Origin of the sequence: Dokdonella ginsengisoli (genome assembly GCF_042652785.1) — a bacterium.
Taxonomy (GTDB): Bacteria; Pseudomonadota; Gammaproteobacteria; order Xanthomonadales; family Rhodanobacteraceae; genus Dokdonella_A; species Dokdonella_A ginsengisoli.
The window spans coordinates 252,431-268,737 of record NZ_JBHSHD010000010.1 but is presented as its reverse complement, the minus strand read 5'-3'; the positions used below and the strand labels follow the sequence as shown (position 1 = coordinate 268,737).

Annotated in this window: 18 protein-coding genes; 6 read left to right on the top strand and 12 right to left on the bottom strand. The window is 69.3% G+C overall.

The features are described 5' to 3' along the window. Positions 1-30: 30 nt before the first annotated feature. The 5 genes from ACFO6Q_RS13460 to ACFO6Q_RS13440 form a co-directional block, all read right to left on the bottom strand. Entirely contained in the window at positions 31-954 is a 924-nt protein-coding gene (locus tag ACFO6Q_RS13460) for a 5'-nucleotidase (RefSeq protein WP_380021621.1), read from the bottom strand. Beyond that, positions 947-2,446: a S8 family serine peptidase gene (locus tag ACFO6Q_RS13455; RefSeq protein WP_380021620.1), complete on the bottom strand. Its 1,500-nt coding sequence runs from the start codon at positions 2,444-2,446 to the stop codon at positions 947-949. Before ACFO6Q_RS13455 ends, ACFO6Q_RS13460 begins: the two co-directional genes overlap by 8 nt. A 117-nt stretch (positions 2,447-2,563) precedes the next feature. After that, a complete protein-coding gene (locus ACFO6Q_RS13450; RefSeq protein WP_380021619.1) occupies positions 2,564-3,241 on the bottom strand; it encodes an SH3 domain-containing protein in 678 nt (225 codons plus the stop codon). Between the two features lie 92 nt (positions 3,242-3,333). Further along, on the bottom strand, positions 3,334-3,684 hold the full coding sequence (locus ACFO6Q_RS13445; protein WP_380021618.1) for a GFA family protein: 351 nt from the start codon (positions 3,682-3,684) through the stop codon (positions 3,334-3,336). Positions 3,685-3,720: 36 nt separating this feature from the next. After that, positions 3,721-4,335, bottom strand: a complete 615-nt coding sequence (locus tag ACFO6Q_RS13440; protein WP_380021617.1) for a rhomboid family intramembrane serine protease — start codon at positions 4,333-4,335, stop codon at positions 3,721-3,723. A gap of 89 nt (positions 4,336-4,424) precedes the next feature. Here ACFO6Q_RS13440 and ACFO6Q_RS13435 point away from each other — a divergent pair, with 89 nt between their 5' ends. Next, positions 4,425-5,372, top strand: a complete 948-nt coding sequence (locus ACFO6Q_RS13435; protein WP_380021616.1) for a CorA family divalent cation transporter — start codon at positions 4,425-4,427, stop codon at positions 5,370-5,372. A gap of 27 nt (positions 5,373-5,399) precedes the next feature. Here ACFO6Q_RS13435 and ACFO6Q_RS13430 read toward each other — a convergent pair whose 3' ends face one another. Then, positions 5,400-5,963, bottom strand: a complete 564-nt coding sequence (locus ACFO6Q_RS13430) for an NADPH-dependent FMN reductase (RefSeq protein WP_380021615.1) — start codon at positions 5,961-5,963, stop codon at positions 5,400-5,402. A 119-nt stretch (positions 5,964-6,082) separates the two neighbouring features. On the opposite strand from ACFO6Q_RS13430, the gene ACFO6Q_RS13425 reads away from it, so the two are divergent. Continuing rightward, the gene (locus ACFO6Q_RS13425; protein WP_380021614.1) at positions 6,083-6,988 is read left to right on the top strand and encodes a PhzF family phenazine biosynthesis protein; all 906 of its coding nucleotides are present in this window, start codon (positions 6,083-6,085) and stop codon (positions 6,986-6,988) included. 109 nt (positions 6,989-7,097) lie between these two features. On the opposite strand, the gene ACFO6Q_RS13420 is transcribed toward ACFO6Q_RS13425, so the two are convergent. The 3 genes from ACFO6Q_RS13420 to ACFO6Q_RS13410 form a co-directional block, all read right to left on the bottom strand. Continuing rightward, positions 7,098-7,310 carry a cold-shock protein gene (locus tag ACFO6Q_RS13420; protein WP_380021613.1) on the bottom strand — a complete coding sequence of 71 codons (213 nt, stop codon included), beginning with the start codon at positions 7,308-7,310 and terminating at the stop codon, positions 7,098-7,100. A 201-nt stretch (positions 7,311-7,511) separates the two neighbouring features. Next, entirely contained in the window at positions 7,512-8,615 is a 1,104-nt protein-coding gene (locus tag ACFO6Q_RS13415) for a sensor domain-containing diguanylate cyclase (protein ID WP_380021612.1), read from the bottom strand. Between the two features lie 239 nt (positions 8,616-8,854). Then, a complete protein-coding gene (locus ACFO6Q_RS13410) occupies positions 8,855-9,040 on the bottom strand; it encodes a 30S ribosomal protein THX (protein ID WP_380021611.1) in 186 nt (61 codons plus the stop codon). Positions 9,041-9,134: 94 nt separating this feature from the next. Between ACFO6Q_RS13410 and ACFO6Q_RS13405 the strand changes: the two genes are divergently transcribed. Further along, entirely contained in the window at positions 9,135-10,082 is a 948-nt protein-coding gene (locus ACFO6Q_RS13405; RefSeq protein ID WP_380021610.1) for a patatin-like phospholipase family protein, read from the top strand. Between the two features lie 16 nt (positions 10,083-10,098). Here ACFO6Q_RS13405 and ACFO6Q_RS13400 read toward each other — a convergent pair whose 3' ends face one another. Next, the gene (locus tag ACFO6Q_RS13400; RefSeq protein ID WP_380021609.1) at positions 10,099-11,025 is read right to left on the bottom strand and encodes a cation diffusion facilitator family transporter; all 927 of its coding nucleotides are present in this window, start codon (positions 11,023-11,025) and stop codon (positions 10,099-10,101) included. 85 nt (positions 11,026-11,110) lie between these two features. Continuing rightward, entirely contained in the window at positions 11,111-11,533 is a 423-nt protein-coding gene (locus ACFO6Q_RS13395; protein WP_380021608.1) for a MerC domain-containing protein, read from the bottom strand. 134 nt (positions 11,534-11,667) lie between these two features. Between ACFO6Q_RS13395 and ACFO6Q_RS13390 the strand changes: the two genes are divergently transcribed. Then, positions 11,668-13,653 (top strand): TonB-dependent receptor, encoded by a 1,986-nt coding sequence (locus tag ACFO6Q_RS13390; RefSeq protein WP_380021607.1) that lies wholly within the window; start codon positions 11,668-11,670, stop codon positions 13,651-13,653. A 137-nt stretch (positions 13,654-13,790) separates the two neighbouring features. On the opposite strand, the gene ACFO6Q_RS13385 is transcribed toward ACFO6Q_RS13390, so the two are convergent. Further along, complete coding sequence (locus tag ACFO6Q_RS13385) at positions 13,791-14,690, bottom strand: LysR family transcriptional regulator (RefSeq protein WP_380021606.1); 900 nt, start codon at positions 14,688-14,690, stop codon at positions 13,791-13,793. A gap of 197 nt (positions 14,691-14,887) precedes the next feature. On the opposite strand from ACFO6Q_RS13385, the gene ACFO6Q_RS13380 reads away from it, so the two are divergent. Together ACFO6Q_RS13380 and ACFO6Q_RS13375 are read left to right on the top strand one after the other, a co-directional pair. Further along, positions 14,888-15,664 (top strand): SDR family oxidoreductase, encoded by a 777-nt coding sequence (locus ACFO6Q_RS13380; RefSeq protein ID WP_380021605.1) that lies wholly within the window; start codon positions 14,888-14,890, stop codon positions 15,662-15,664. Then, a complete protein-coding gene (locus ACFO6Q_RS13375; protein ID WP_380021604.1) occupies positions 15,657-16,058 on the top strand; it encodes a GlcG/HbpS family heme-binding protein in 402 nt (133 codons plus the stop codon). Before ACFO6Q_RS13380 ends, ACFO6Q_RS13375 begins: the two co-directional genes overlap by 8 nt. Positions 16,059-16,307: the final 249 nt, after the last annotated feature.

Here is a 16,307-nt window from a genome sequence, read left to right as displayed (position 1 = left end):
CCGACGCGGCGACGCCGCCGCGCAGCCGGACTACTCGGCCAGGCGCCGCCGCGGCACGTGACCGGTGGCGACGTGCTGGCGCGCGGACTCGACGTTGACGGTGGAATCGTCGAAGAAGATGTCGGCGCCGAACGCCTCGAGGAACGGCCCCTTCGGACGCCCGCCGAGGAACAGCGCCTCGTCGATGCGCACGCCCCAGTGGCGCAGGGTCAGGATCACGCGTTTGTGCGCCGGCGCCGAGCGCGCCGTGACCAGCGCGGTGCGGATCGGCGAGGCCTCGCTCGGGAACGCCGCCTGCAGCCGGTGCAGCGCGTCGAGGAAGCTGCGGAACGGACCGCCGGACAGCGGCTCGCGCACGCGCTCGGCCTCGTGGCGGTGGAACGCATCGATGCCCGCCTCTTCCGAGACGCGCTCGGATTCGTCGCCGAACAGCACCGCGTCGCCGTCGAAGGCGATGCGCAGCTGCTCGGACTGCCTTTGCGGCGCCTTCGACGGCAGGATCGTCGCGGCGGCGATGCCGCTGGCGAGCGCGTTGGCGACGCTGTCGGGATTGGCCGAAAGGAACAGGTCGGCGCCGAACGCGCGCACGTACGGCAGGGTCGGCTCGCCGCGCGTGAAGGCGGCGCGCACGATGCCCAGGTCGTAGTGCTCGATCGAATTGAAGATGCGCAGACCGGTGTCGGCCGAATTGCGCGACAGCAGGATCACCTCCACGCGTGGCGCTTCCGGCTGCGCGCGATTGAGGTGCAGCAGCTTCTGTACCAGCGGAAAGGCGATGCCCGGCGCGAGCAGCTCGTTCTCGTTCTCGATCTGGTGCTCGGCGAACGCATCGACGCCTTCGCGCTCGAACAGTTCGTGGCTGGCGCCGAGATCGAACAGCGCGCGCGAGGAAATCGCCACCACCAGCGTGTCGCGGGCTTGCCTGCCCTCGTCGGGCGAGGTTCGTTCACTCATCGAATCCATCCGCGAAAATCCCGTCGTCGCCGGCCAGCGCCGCCTGCACCGCGGCCCACACGTCGATGCGGCCGTAGCCGGCCTGGTAGTTCGGCCAGTCCGCCATCGTCAGGCCACCGCAGCCGCTGTTGTAGGGATCGCTCACGCCGTCGCGCACGGCGGTGTCGCGCAGCAGCGCGGCGACGCGCTGCGGATCGCCCTTCAGCGTCGGATCGGCCGACATCAGCAGGGCCGCGGCGCCGGCCACGTTCGGCGTCGCCATGCTGGTTCCGGTCATGACCGCATAGTCGTCGTTCGGAACGCTCGAAACGATCGCCACGCCGGGCGCCACCACGTCGGGCCGGACCCTCGCCGTGCCGCTGACCGGACCGCGGCTGGACTGAAAGTCGAGTGCGTCGGCGGCGTCGGTCATGCCGACGACGAAACTCGCCTCGTAGATCGCCGGAGGCTGGGCGATCGAGCCGCAGGCAGGGCCTTCGTTGGCCGCGCCGGCGACGAAGAAGATGCCGCCGGCGGCGAGGTTGTCGACCGCGGTGGCGATCTCGGCGCCGGTCGTGCAGCCCTCGTCCGGAGTGCAGGTCCAGGAATTGCTGACAATGTCCGGCGCGCGATCGGGATCTTCGTTCTGGCCGGCCGCGTCGGTCGGCGCCAGCATCCACTGCATGCATTCGATGTAGCTGGCGGGCGTGCCGACGCCGCCGTCCATGTTGCGGCAGCCGATCCAGCGCGCGCCGGGCGCGACGCCGATGCGGTGGTCTCCACCGTCGTCGCCGGCGAAGGTGCCGGCCGTGTGCGTGCCGTGGCCGTGGTCGTCGCAGGGCGCCGGGGCATCGTTGCCGCAGGGATTGCCGCTCGAGTCGTGGACCGCGTCGTGCCAGTTGTAGGCGTGCTCGGCGACGCCGTCGGCCCAGCCGCGATACTGCGGCTTGAGGGCCGGATGATCCCATTGGTAGCCGGTGTCCTCGCCGCCGATCACCACGCCTTGCCCGCGGTAACCCGCTTCCCAGGCCAGTGGAGCGCCGATCTTGCTCACGTTCCATTCGATCGCCCGCGGCGCGGCCGGCCCAGGCCCTTGCAGCGGCTGCGGCAGGCGCGCGGCGATCCTCGGATTGGCCACCACGCGGGCGACGTCGTCGCGACGCGCGACAGCGCCCAGTTCGCCCGCGTCGAGGCGGACCGCGATCAGGTTGGCGATCCAGTACGGCCGGTACGCGAGGCCGCGCTCGTCCAGCCATGCGCGCACGCCGGCCTGTTGCACCTGCGCGCGGCCGCGCAAGGCGTCGACCAGGGCGCGGCGGCGCTCGCGATAGCCGGCGCGCGCGTCCAGCGGCGCCAGCGCCGGCCGCGACTGATCGGCGAACACGATCAGCGCATCGACGCGCGCGCCGTCCGCCGCGCCGGCGCGCAGCGCGGGATCGACGTCGGCGGCGAAAGCCGATTGCAGGGCGAGCGCGAGAGGCAGCAGCGACAGCGATGCGAGCGGACGGTACATCAGGCAGTTCCGTGAAAGAGCGAGCGCGCGCCCTGCGGGCACCGCAGTTCGCACGTTACAACAAGCGCGCCGAATCCGGGCAGGGCAACCGCCCGGCGTCGCCGGTCAGCGGCGATCTCAGCGGCGATCGCCGTCCCGCGAGGGCGGCGGCGCCGGCCGCTTCTGCGACGGCGGGCGGTTGCCCGGCGGCGGATTCGGCCGCGCCGGCGGGCGTGCGTTCGGCGGTGCCGGCCTGGCCGGCGGGCGCGACGTGCCCGGCGGACGCGTTCCGACCGGAGGACGCGTCGCCGGCGGGCGCGGCGGCTGCACCGGAGGACGCGGCTTGTGCGCCGGCGGTCGCACCGGGGGCCGCGGCTTGTGCACCGGCGGCCGATGCGACGGCGGACGCGGACGATGCACCGGCGGCGGGCGTCCGACCCAGTACGGCCGGTCGCGATACCACGACCGCGAGCGGTAGTGGTCGTCCCAGTAGGTGCCGAGCACGAAGGCGATGATCGGAATGCCGATGCGCGCGCCGTATTCGGGCACGTAGACGCGGTGGCTCTGGTAGTCGAACTGGATGTAATCGCCGGCGACCCAGCCGCGCTCGCCGCGACCGACGACGTCGCACCACAGATATCCGTCGACGCAGCCCTGGATCGACACCGGCGTGCCGATCGGCAGGGTGGTGATGCGCGGATAGTCCGAATCGGGACCGGCGCGCAGGTTCACGTTCGCCGTGACGTAGCCGTCCGCCGCGACGGCGGAGGAAACGCCCAGCACGGCCAAGCACAGCAGCAACACGATTCGCGCCATCGCCCTTCCCTCCCGGCCGGCGGCAAGGGCCGGCTGGAAAACGCAACTCTTATACCACCGAAGCCTCCGGCGGCGCGTGCACGCCACGCCGCTCAGAATTTGCGCCCGTCGACCTTCTGGATCTCCAGCGTGGCGAGGTCGAGGTCCGGCAGGCAACGCACGTTGATCGCCCACAGCGCGTTGCCGTTCTGGTCGGTGCCGCGGCCGAACGGGGCGATGCCGCAGTTCGCGCAGAAGTGGTGGCGGATGCGGTGCGTGTTGAAGGTGTAGGTGGACAGCGCGTCTTCCGGCGTCTTCAGGTGCATGCTCGCGTCCGGCACGAAGGCCAGCAGGCCGCCGCGGCGCGAACACATCGAACAGTTGCAGTCGATGGCCTTGTTGATCTCGGCGTCGACTTCGAAGGCGATCCTGCCGCAATGGCAGCTGCCGGCGTGGGTGGTCATGGCGGGCGATCTCCGATGCTCAGGTGCGCCAGCGTATCAGCCGAAGCCGAGCGACGGCTGAGTCAGCTGGCGCAGGAAGTGCTCGACCACGCCCGGTTCGATCAGGATCGTGGCGAACACGCCGTAGGCGGCACCCCACAGGTGCGCGCTGTGATTGACGTTGTCGACGCGCTGCCTGTCCATGTAGATCGAATAGGCGACGTAGGCCACCGCGTAGAGGATCGCCGGCAGCGGCAGCACGAACACGATGATCTTGCTCCACGGCGCCAGCAGGATGTAGGCGAACAGCACCGCCGACACCGCGCCGGACGCGCCGAGGCTGCGGTAGCGGCTGTCGTTCTTGTGCTGCAGGTAGCTCGGCAGGCTCGACACGACCAGCGCGCCGACGTAGAAGATCAGATAGCCGATCGCGCCGCCGCGGCTCACGTAGAAGCCTTCCATCGCGCGCCCGAAGAAGAACAGCGTGATCATGTTGAACAGCAGGTGCGGGACGTCGGCGTGGATCAGGCCGCAGCTGGCCAGGCGCCACCATTCCTTGCCGCGCGTGATCGCCGGCGGCCAGAGGATCAGGCGGTCGATCAGCTGGGTATTGGAAAACCCCATGAACGAGACGACGCTGGTGACCGCGATGATGATCAGGGTGATGGTCATGGGTAGATCGGCTTCCTGCGACTGCGGGGCGAGGCGCACGATATGATGGCGCGCATGTCGCCCACAAGCGCCGATCGCCCGAGCGTCGCATGCTGACCTGCCACGGCGGCGACGGCCGCGCACTGCCCGCCGATTCGGCGGACGCCGCCACGTCGGGATGCCTGTGGTTCGACCTGTGCGACCCGAGCGGCGAGGAAATCGGCCGCGTCGAGCGGGTCACCGGCGTCCGGCTGCCGACGCTCGAACGCATCCGCGCGATCGAGATGTCCAGCCGCCTGCGCCTGGACGGCGACGTGCTGCATCTCAACGTGCCGTTCTTCGCGCACGACGTCGACCAGCCGCAATCGCCGTTCGGCCTGATCGTCGCGCCGAAATTCCTGGTCTCGATCCGCTACGGCGACTCGCCCGGCTTCGCCCGCGCCGCGGAATCGGTGTACGCCGCGCGGACGCCGGCCGACGGCGCGATGGTGTTCGCCGCGCTGGTGGAAGCGCTGGTCGGACAGCTGGCCGATCATCTGGAAACGATCATCGCCAAGGCCGGCGAGCTGTCGACGCGGATCCTGTGCCAGGCCAGGCACTCCACGCGCGCCCTGACCGGCATGCTGGCGGAAATCGGCCGCCTGGAAAGCGGCCTGACGCGTGCGCGCCAGACCATGACGGGACTGTCGCGCGCGGTCGGCTTCACCCAGGAAAACGCGCCGCCGTGGATCGCCAAGACGGAGCTGGCGCGGCTGAAGACCGTGCACAAGGATCTCGAGGCGCTCGGCGAACTCGACGGGCAGATGACCGACAAGCTGCAGTTCCTGCTCGACGCCGTGCTCGGCTTCATCAACATCGACCAGAACGACGTGATGAAGCTGCTGACCGTCGCCTCGGTGGTGTCGATCCCGCCGGTGATCCTGGCCGGCATCTGGGGCATGAACTTCGTGCGCATGCCCGAGCTGAAACTCCCGTACGGCTACCCGCTGGCGCTGACCGCCATCGTGCTCAGCGTGGTCCTGCCCCTGCTCTGGTTCCGGCGCCGCGGCTGGCTGTGAGCGCCGCGCGACGGCGGCGCGGCGCACTCACTTGGCGAGGATGCGCTCGACCCAGTCCGCGTACGCGCGCAGGAACTTGCCCAGGTATTCGCGCGTCGAGTCGCTGGACAGCTTGCCGGCCTCGTCGAACAGCTTGTCCGCGCCGCCGATGTACATCTCCGGCTGCTGCAGCACCTTGATGTCGAGGAACACGAACGACTGGCGCAGGTGATGGTTCGCGCCGAAGCCGCCGATCGCGCCGGGCGAGACGCTGACCACGGCGCCCGGCTTGCCGCTCCACACGCTGTGGCCGTACGGGCGCGAGCCGACGTCGACCGCGTTCTTCAGCGCGCCGGGCGTCGAACGGTTGTATTCCGGGGTCACGAAGATCACGCCGTCGGCGCGCGCGACGCGCTCGCGGAACGTCGTGTACGCCGGCGGCGGCGTGGAGGTTTCCAGGTCCTGGTTGTACAGCGGCAGGTCGCCGATCTCGACGATCTCCAGTTTCAGCGGCGCCGGCGCCAGTGCGATCAATGCGTGCGCCATCTTGCGATTCAGCGACTCCTTGCGCAGGCTGCCGACGATCACGGCGACATCACGGGCTTTGTCCATCGACGTTCTCCGGGTTCGAAGGAAATCGGGTGCATGCCGCGCGCGACGATCCGGCCGCGGCGCGGGCGCTGCGGGCAACGGTATCATCCGCCTCCCCCGCCCTGTCCAGACGACATCCGATGACGACTTCGCGCTACCTGCAACTGGACGTGTTCTGCGCGCGCGCCGGCGGAGGCAATCCGCTCGGCGTGGTGATCGGCGCGGACGGCTGGAGCGACGCCGACCTGCAGCGTTTCGCGACCTGGACCAACCTCGTCGAAACCACCTTCGTGCTGGCGCCGACGACTCCCGCGGCGAGCTACCGCCTGCGCATCTTCACGCCGGCCAAGGAGATCCCGTTCGCCGGGCATCCGACGATCGGCAGCGCGCACGCGGTGCTGGAAACCGGCTTCGCGCCGGCGCGCGACGGCGTACTCATGCAGGAATGCGCGGCCGGACTGCTGCCGGTGCGCGTCGAGGGCGAAGGCGAGCGGCGCCGGTTGTTCGTGCAGGCGCCCGGCGCGCGCGTCGTGCGCGAAGGCGTGCACGTGGAGCCGATCCTTTCCTACCTGCTGCGCGGCATCGCGCTCGGCGCCCTGCCGCCGGCCTGCGTCGAAGGCGGCCGGCGCTGGTGGGTGGCCGAATTCGCCAGCGAGGCCGCGCTGCGCAGCTGGCAACCCGAGCACGCCTCGATCGGCACGCTCGCACGCGAGACCGACACGCTCGGCCTGTGCGCCTTCGCACGCTGCGCGAACGGCACCGACGCCGGCTACGACCTCGTCGTGCGCGCATTTCCGGCCGGCGTCGGCATCGTCGAGGATCCCGCCTCCGGCGCCGCCAACGGCCTGATCGCCGCCTGGATCGCCCTGCGCGAGCCGCACGGCGCGCTGGCCCGCGGCTATCGCGTGAGCCAGGGCCGCGAGATCGGGCGCGACGCGTCGATCACGATCCGCATCGACGAACCGGGCGCGGACGGCCGCCGCGCGGTCTGGGTCGGCGGGCAGACGCACACGGTCATCGATGGACGCACCCGGCGGCTGACCTGAAATGCCCCGGGCCGCAATGGCCCCGTCCGCAATGGTCCCGCAACGGACGCATAAAAAAACCCCGGGCGTTTCCGCCCGGGGTTCTTAGTAAAAACGGACTGCCGGGATCTTAGGAGATCACCTGGACCTGGTCGGCCTGCATGCCCTTCTGACCCTGCACGGCGACGAAGCTGACGCGCTGGCCTTCCTGCAACGACTTGAAGCCGGTGCCCTGGATGGCGCGGAAGTGCACGAACAAGTCCGGGCCGCTTTCCGGGGTGATGAAACCGAAACCCTTGGCGTCATTGAACCACTTGACGGTACCGTTCTGACGATTCGACATCTTGCAAAACTCCTGAAAACACGATTGACATCGCGATGGCGGAACATTCCCCATCGAGACTGGGTTGCAGGGAGCTAGCGAGGCTAAATCGATGGAGCGGATCGCCGAGGATCAACCGCATCGGGCCACGATTCACAGTGACCCTTGCAAACACAGTGCGCGGATCATACTCGCAAAATCGAACGAGTGCTAACACCGATTTTAAAGTGACGAAAGTCCCGGTTCGGCTACCCCTTCGGTAGCACGCCAGACCCGGTCCCTGCCCGCCGTCTTGGCCCGGTACAAGGCCGCGTCGGCCCGCTCGATCCAGGCCCGCGCGTCCGGCACGTCCGCCGAGGCCACGGCGACGCCCACGCTCAGCGTGCAACTGGGCCCCGATTCGCCGGCGAATACCGTCGCCGCCACGCGCGCGCGCAGGCGCTCGGCGGTGGCCAGGGCGGCCTGGACGCCGGCGTTGGCGAGCAGGATGCCGAATTCGTCGCCGCCGTAGCGGCAGGCGACGTCGCCGTCGCGGATGCAGGCCATGATCGTGCGGGCGGTGGCGCGGATGACCTCGTCGCCGGCCGGATGGCCGTAGCCGTCGTTGATCTCCTTGAAGCGGTCGATGTCGATCATCAGCAGCGAAGCCGGCCGGCCGTGCCGCTGCGCCAGCGCCAGCTCGCGCCCGACGGCGCGCTCCCAGCTCGGCCGGTTCAGCAATCCGGTGGCCGGATCGATCGCCGCCCGCCGCTCCAGTTCGCGGTTCTGCCGGCGCACCTGGCTCGCCAGCGCGTGCGTGGAGGTGCTGATCACCAGCGGATAGATCGCCAGCATCGGCAGGGCCGAAATCACCGCCGGCATGGTGCTGTCCAGCCGCCAGGTCCAGTCGCCGAACAGCACGCACCCGGCCAGCGTCAGCGCGCCCGCCGCCGCGCCGACCGCCATCGAGCGGCGCAGGAAACGCCAGCCGCCGACGCTGATCTTGTCGATCGCGAGCATGGTCAGCAGCAGCACGCTGGTCAGCAGGTTGAACTGCATCAGCACGACCCAGATGCCGCCCATCGCCGAATCGACCAGCAGATTGCGCATCTCCGCCTGCTGCGGATCGTCGGAATACGACGAAATCAGGCGCGCCAGGTGCGGCCAGAGGAAGCCGTTGAACAGCAGCAGCGCCCAGGTCTGGAACGCGGCGCCGTTCTGGTGGAAGACCCCGGCGACGGCCAGCGCGCCCAGGCCCAGGCCGAGCGTGCGCAGCCGGTGCACGCGCACGACGAAGTGCAGCGAAGCGGAGGACGGGCGCGCGACGGGAGCAGGCAGGAGGAGCATGGCGGGTCGTGAATCTCCGGCGGCTGCGGTCGGGCCGCGTCGAATGATGCGCAGAGCGCAAGCAAATTCGATGCCAGAGCGTGCCGGCAAGCGCGTCGGGAACCGCGCGGACGTCCGGCGCTGCGGGAAGACCGCCCAGGCGACGGCGCCGGGGAAAGCGATCGCGGCTCAGCTGCCGCGGCGGCGATCGCCGGGACGGTCCGGCGCACGAGCGCGCCGGATCGCCGGAAACGACGGGATCAGGCGGTCTTCTTCGCCGCAACCTTCTTCGCGGGCGCGGCCTTCTTCACCGCCGGCTTGGCAGCCGGCTTGGCGGCGACGGCCGTCTTCGTGCCGGCGACGGACTTCGCCGCGTGCGGACGCGCGTTGCCGTAGCTGCGGATTGCGATCTTGCCCTTCTTGGTCTTGCGGTCGCCTCTGCCCATGTTCGCTCTTGATATCCGTAGGTAATCCGGGGCGCGCAGGATAGCAGGCCGTCCCGCCTATGCAAGAATCGCGGCTTTCCGCGTGCCGACGCCCATGTCCGGATCGCCGCTTCCGCTGCCGCCGCTGAGCCTCGCCCTGCAGGGCGGCGGCGCGCACGGCGCGTTCACCTGGGGCGTGCTCGACCGCCTGCTGGAAGAACCCGCGCTGGCGATCGACGGCGTCAGCGCGACCAGCAGCGGCGCGATGAACGCCCTCGCGCTGGCGCAGGGCTGGCTCGAGAACGGACGCGACGGCGCGCGCGCGAAGCTCGAGGCGCTGTGGCAGGCGGTCGCCGCGCAGTCCAATCCGCTGCGCTGGGCCTTCGGCGGCAACCTGCTGTCGAGCTGGGCGAACCACTTCACGCCCGAACAGATCAATCCGCTCGGCCTCAATCCGCTGCGCGCGCTCGGCGAGCGCCTGTTCGACTTCGAACGCCTGCGCGCGCAGGCCCCGTTCAAACTGTTCGTTGCCGCCACGCGCGTGCGCGACGGCGCGCTGAAGCTGTTCGGCAACGAGGAGCTGTCGATCGACGCCCTGCTCGCCTCGACCTGCCTGCCGCAGCTGTTCGCCGCGGTCGTCGTCGACGACGAGACGTACTGGGACGGCGGCTACGCCGGCAACCCGGCGCTGGAGCCGCTGGTCTACCGCTGCACGGCGGCGCATGTGGTCTGCGTGCTGGTGCAGCCGCTGTCGCGCCCGCAGCTGCCGGCGACGGCGCGCGAAATCGCCGAACGGGTGGCCGAACTCGGCTTCTCGACCACGTTCCTGCGCGAATACGATTCCCTGGTCCATGCGCAGGCCGCGCTGCGCGGCAGCGTGCCCCTGAGCGCTCTCGGGCGGCGCATGAAAGCGCTGCGCCTGCATCTGGTCGAACCGGGCGACACGCTGAGCGAATACCGCGCCAAGACGCGCCTGAACACCGAACTGGGCTTCCTGCTCGAGCTGCGCGACCTCGGCCGCGATGCCGCCGGGCGCTGGCTGCAGCAGCTTCGCTCCAGCTGACAGCCCAAAAAGCGCCTCAGTGCGCGCAGCCCGCGCCGGCGCAGCCGCCGCGTTCGATCTGCACCGTCGCGTGTTCGATGCGGAAGCGCTCGCGCAGCACGCCGTGGATCGAGCGGATCGCCTCGTCGGCGTCGCTGCCGGCGCGCAGCTGCGCGTGCAGGGTCGCCACGTGATAGCCGCCGGCGAGCTGCCACACGTGCACGTGATGCACGCTGCTCACGCCGACCGCTTCGCGCTGCAGCGCTTCGCCGACGAGATCGGCGTCGACACCTTCCGGCGCGCCTTCGAGCAGGATGTGCGCGGAGCGCCGCAGCAGCCGCCAGGCGCTGGACAGGATCAGCAGCGAGACGAGGATCGAGACGACCGCATCGGCCCACAGCCAGCCGAGCCAGCCGATCAGCAGCGCCGCACTCACCGCGCCGACCGAACCGAACAGGTCGCCGAGCACGTGCAGCCGCGCGCTGGCCGTGTTGAGGTCGTCGTGGTCGTGGCCGGACAGCACGAACAGCACGAAGGCGTTGACGAGCAGACCGGCCACGGCGACCGCGAGCATCGTGCCGGACAGGATCGGCTGCGGCTCGGCCAGGCGCAGCAGGGCCTCGACCGCGATCCAGGCGACGAGCACGAACTGCACCAGCGCGTTGCTGTAGCCGACCAGCACCTCCAGCCGCGCATAGCCGAAGCTGCGTCGCGCGTCGGCCGGCCTGCGCGCGAAGTGCGCGCCGAGCCAGGCGAACATCAGCGCCGCCGCGTCGACCAGCATGTGCCCGGCGTCGGCCAGCAAGGCCAGCGAACCCGACAGCCAGCCGCCGATCGCCTCGGCGACCAGGGTGATCGCGGTCAGCGCGAAGGCGATCAGCAGCTTGCGCGCGCGACGGTCGCCCGGCTGCGCAGGGGCGTGGCCGTGCGCGTGATCATGGGAGTGATCGTGGCTGTGACTCATCGAAAAGCGGCGCGGCGGCGGAGAAGCCGCAAGCCTAGGAGGCGCCCGCCGCGTTACACAATCGCAGCGCGACGCGTGGCGGGAGTCAGTGCCCGCAGGCGGCGTCGTGCACGTGGGTGTGCGCCAGGCGCAGGTTCACCAGATGCGCCAGCGCGACCAGGGTGCCGCCGATGCTGACCAGCACGGCATGCCCCACGGTGGCGTGGTCGACGTCGATGAGGATGCCGGCGACCAGCAGCACGATGCCCGGCAGCAGGAACCAGAACGCGCGGAAGCGCTGGTGGCGGCGGAAGCCGATGATCAGCGTCGACAGCGCCAGCACGCCGGCGAAGGCCACGAAGAAGCGTTCGAACCGATGGTCGGCCAGGAAGCCCAGACCGAGCATCGGCAGCACCGCGATCACCAGCGGCAGCAGCGCGCAGTGCACGGCGCACAGGAAGGACGCGGTCGCCCCGAAGCGGTCGGCGAAGCGAGCAAACCAGGATGGGCGAGACGACGGACTGCTCATGGGTACTCCAACTGACGTTATAACATAACCCGACACCGCGCCAGCGCGTGGCCATGACTTCCGGCAGGACTGGCGCGTCGCGACTCTGAAATATTATAACATTACTTTCCCAACGCCACCTGCCCTGCCTGCCCATGAAAAAGACCGCCCTCGTCGCCTGCATCGGCCTCGCCCTCGTCCAGTCCGCCCGCGCCTTCGCCGATCCGGCCGCGGATGCCCCTCCGCCGGCCGATGCCGAACCGGCCGCCAAGCTCAAGGAAGTCGTCGTCACCGCCGTTCCGCTCGGCCAGAGCGCCGACCAGCTGGTGACGCCGGTGAGCGTGCTGACCGGCAGCGAGCTCGACGACGCGCGCACCGGCACCATCGGCCAGACCGTCGCCGGCGTGCCCGGCGTGCAGACCACCGCGTTCGGCGCCGGCGTGGGACGCCCGGTCATCCGCGGCCTGGACGGCTCGCGCGTGGCCGTGCTCGCCGACGGCCTCGGTTCGGCCGACGTCTCCAACGTGAGCCAGGACCACGCGGTCACCGTCGAGCCGTTCCTCGCCGACCAGATCGAGATCCTCAAGGGCCCGGCCACCCTGCTCTACGGCTCCGGCGCGATCGGCGGCGTCGTCAACCTCGTCGACGGCCGCATCCCGCAGAGCGCCCCGGCGAACGGCTTCTCCGGCCGCACGCAGATCGGCTACGACAGCGTCTCCGACGGCAGCACCGGCATGTTCCGCGTCGACGCCGGCGGCGACGGCTTCGCCCTGCACGCCGACGGCCTGTACCGCCACGCCGACGACTACGACATTCCCGGCCGCACCCTCGACAACAGCTTCGTGCACACCAAGTCCGGCGCGGTCGGCGGCTCGTGGCTGGGCGACTGGGGCTATCTGGGCCTGTCCGTCTCGCGCTACCTGAGCAACTACGGCAATCCGGCCGAACCGGGCGATCCGCTCGAGGACGAACCGGCCGTGCGCGTGTCGATGGGCCAGACGCGCTACGACCTGAAGGGCGCGCTCAATACGCCGTTCGCCGGCATCGACAAGGCCGAATTCAGCTTCGGCCACAGCGACTACCAGCACGTGGAATACGAAGGCGACGAAGCCGGCACGACCTTCACCAACAAGACCGACGAAGGCCGTGTGCAGCTCACGCACGCGCCGCTGGCCGGCTGGACCGGCGCGTTCGGCGTGCAGGCGTTCCAGCGCGACTTCGCCGCCGTCGGCGAAGAGAGCTTCGTGCCGCCGACCTCGACCAAGGGCGTGGGCGTGTTCGTCACCGAGCAGCGCGAATTCGGCCCGCTGAAGGCCGAGCTCGGCGCGCGCGCCGACCGCCAGAGCAGCACGCCCGACAACGGCAGCAAGCGCGACTTCAGCCCGCTCAGCCTTTCCGCCGGCCTCGCCTGGCGCTTCGACGATCACTGGCACCTGAGCCTGAACCTCGACCGCGCCCAGCGTGCGCCGGCCGAGGAGGAGCTTTTCTCGCACGGACCGCACGTGGCCTCGGCCACGTACGAGATCGGCGATCCGAACCTGTCCAAGGAAACCGCGAACCAGGCCGAGATCGGCCTGCACTACCACAGCGAACTGGTCGAGGCGAAGATCGCCGCGTACTACAACCGCTACGACAACTTCATCTACCTCGCCGACACCGGCCTGGTCGAGGACGACCTGCCGGTGCGGCAGTGGTCGCAGCGCAACGCGAAGTTCCGCGGCGGCGAAGCCGAAGCCACGTTCCACCTGGCCAAGAACGAGAGCGGCCACTACGACTGGCGCATCTGGGGCGACACGGTGCGCGCGACGCTGGCCGGCGGCGGCAACCTGCCGCGCATTCCGGCGGCACGCGTCGGCACCGAACTGAGCTGGCGCAACGACGACTGGCGCGCCAGCCTCGGCGCGACGCACTACTTCGAGCAGGATCACACCGCCGAATTCGAGACCGACACCGCGAGCTTCACCCTGGTCAACGCCCGCGTGGCGTGGAGCTTCTTCAACAACGACCGCTCGAGCTGGGAAGCCTTCGTCAACGCCGACAACCTGACCAACCAGACCGCGCGGCTGTCGACCTCGCTGATCAAGGACCTGGTGCCGCTGGCCGGACGCAATTTCACCGTCGGCGTGCGCGGCATGTTCTGACGGCGGGACGCGCAGGCGCCTTTCCATCAGGAAGGGCTTCCCGCGCCGATGCACAGTCGCGAAGAAGAAGGCACAAGCGCTGCATCAAACCGATACGCCGATGCCGATGCCGGCATCGGCATTCGCGCGCGTTGCGCTCAGGAACGCAGCCGCTCCCGGCTCAATGCGTCGATCAGTGCGCGCAGCGCGGGGGAAACGTGCCGATGACCGGGATAGTAGAGACACAACCCCGGAAAAGGCGGGCACCAGTCCTCCAGCAGCCGCTCCAGGCGACCGTCGCCTAGTCCGCTCGCCGCCAGATGCTCCGGCACGAAGGCGATGCCGATGCCGTCCATCGCCGCTTCCACCATCAGCGGCTGGTCGGTCAGCGTGAGCGGGCCGGAGACGTGGATTCTTTCGGCGATGCCACGGCGCTCGAACTCCCAATGGTAGATCGCGCCGCTTTCGAAGCGGAACCGGATGCAGTCGTGGTCGTGCAGTTCCTGCGGCACGCGCGGCCGCCCTCTCGCTTTCAGATAGGAAGGACTGGCGACAACCGCGAAGCGCGCTTCCTCGGCGATCGGCACCGCGATCATGTCCCGCGGTACGGCTTCCGCCAGTCGAATGCCGGCGTCGAAACCGTGCGCGACGATGTCGCTCAACCGACCGTCGCTGACGATGTCGAGGTGGATCTGCGGATGCTCACGCAGGAAGTGCGCGAGCACGGGCTTCAGGACCATCCGGATGGCGCCCTCGCTGGCGTTGATGCGAACCGTGCCGGATGCCGTTTCGCGGCGGCCTTCGATCTCCTGCACCGCCTCCTCGATCGCACCCATCGCCGGACGCAGTTTCGCCGCAAGGCGTTCCCCGGCCTCGCTCAAGGACACGCTGCGCGTGGTTCGGTTGAACAGGCGCGTGCCGAGGCGTTTCTCGAGCGTCTTGATCGAGTGGCTGATGGCCGGCGGAGTGATGTCGAGCTCGATCGCGGCGGCGCGGAAACTGCGATGTTCCGCCACGGCCAGGAAAGCGCTGAAAGCCGACAGATCGCCGATCTTCATTTGATGAATTCTGCTCATCTTGACATTAAGTATTGGAAATATTGTTTCAACATTCAACGTTCCATAGGCTACTGACGGACCGCCGGGGCAAACCGCACGCCCGCATTGCAGGTGGACATCGACGGTCGGAGTCCGGCGCACCCCTTCCGATCTCCCGCGCGGCAGGCATTCGGACACTCACAGAAGGAAACGCAACCATGGCGAAGAAAATCCTGATTACCGGCGCCAGCTCCGGCTTCGGTCGCGGCGCGGCGATCGAGCTCGCCCGCCGCGGGCACGAAGTCGTCGCGACCGCCGAAACCTGGCCGCAGGTGCGCAGCCTGCGCGCGGACGCCGCGGAAGCCGGCGTGACGCTCGACGTCATCAAGCTCAACCTCCTCGACGAGATCGACATTGCGCACGCCACGGGCTACGACCCCGACGTGCTCGTGCTCAACGCCGGCGTGATGGAAAGCGGTTCCGTCGTCGACATCCCGCTCAGGCGGGTGCGCGAGTCGTTCGAGATCAACGTCTTCGGGCATCTCCAGCTGGCGCAGGGCATCGTCCCGAAGATGGTGGCGCGCAAGTCCGGCAAGGTGGTGTGGACCTCGTCGATGGGAGGCATCCTCGTCATTCCGTTCGTCGGCGTGTACTGCGCCACGAAGCACGCGATCGAGGCGATCGCCGGCTCCATGAAAGCCGAGCTGGCGCCTTACGGCATCAAGGTCGCGACCGTGAATCCCGGCGTGTTCGGGACCGGCTTCAACGACACCGGCGCCGAGAGCCACGTCCAGTGGTACGACGCCGGACGTGCCGTCGTTCCGATGCCGGATTTCGCGGGCGCCCTTGCCGATCAGTTCGATCCCCGGGAAATGATCGATGCGATGGTCGAGATCATTCCGGCCGAGGAACATCTCTATCGCACCATGCGCCCCTTGGCCACCATCGACGTGGCCAGGCAGTGGCAGGAAACGGAGTGGACCCAGAATGCCTGACGTCACGCTCGAATACGCGCATCGACTCGTGGCGCGCGGCCGCGCCGCGGCGGAAGGAGCCGGCATGAAGGCGGTCTTCGCGATCCTCGACCGCGGCGCGAACCTGGTGACGTTCTCGCGCATGGACGGCGCGTGGCTGGCGTCGAACGAGTTGGCCATCGCGAAGGCGCGCACGTCGGTCATGTTCCAGGCTCCCACCGAAGCGCTGAACGCTCCGTTGCGGATGGGCGAGCCGCTGCTGCATTTCGATCACGTCCACAGCGGCGGCCTGCTGCTCGTCGGCGGCGGAGTTCCGCTGCTCGACGACGATGGGACATTGCTCGGCGGCCTGGGGGTATCGGGCGGCTCTCCGGAACAGGATGCCGCGCTCGCTCGCACAATCATTGCGGAATAAGGCTCCTTGCTGCCGCCGGGCGGATGGCAGGTAGGTTCCCTTCATCCGGCCGGGCTCGCCGCAGGCGGAGGATTTGCGGAACGCGCGTGTCGGACATGCCGAGGACGACCGTCATCGGCTCCGCCTCGTCGGGAACGCTTTTCTCCGTCGCCGCGCGCGGCCCGAAGCCTTCGGCTGCTGTACCGCAGCATGACAAGCGCTTTAACCGTCCCGCATGATGTAAACGTTTACATCCGCGGGACGGATCGG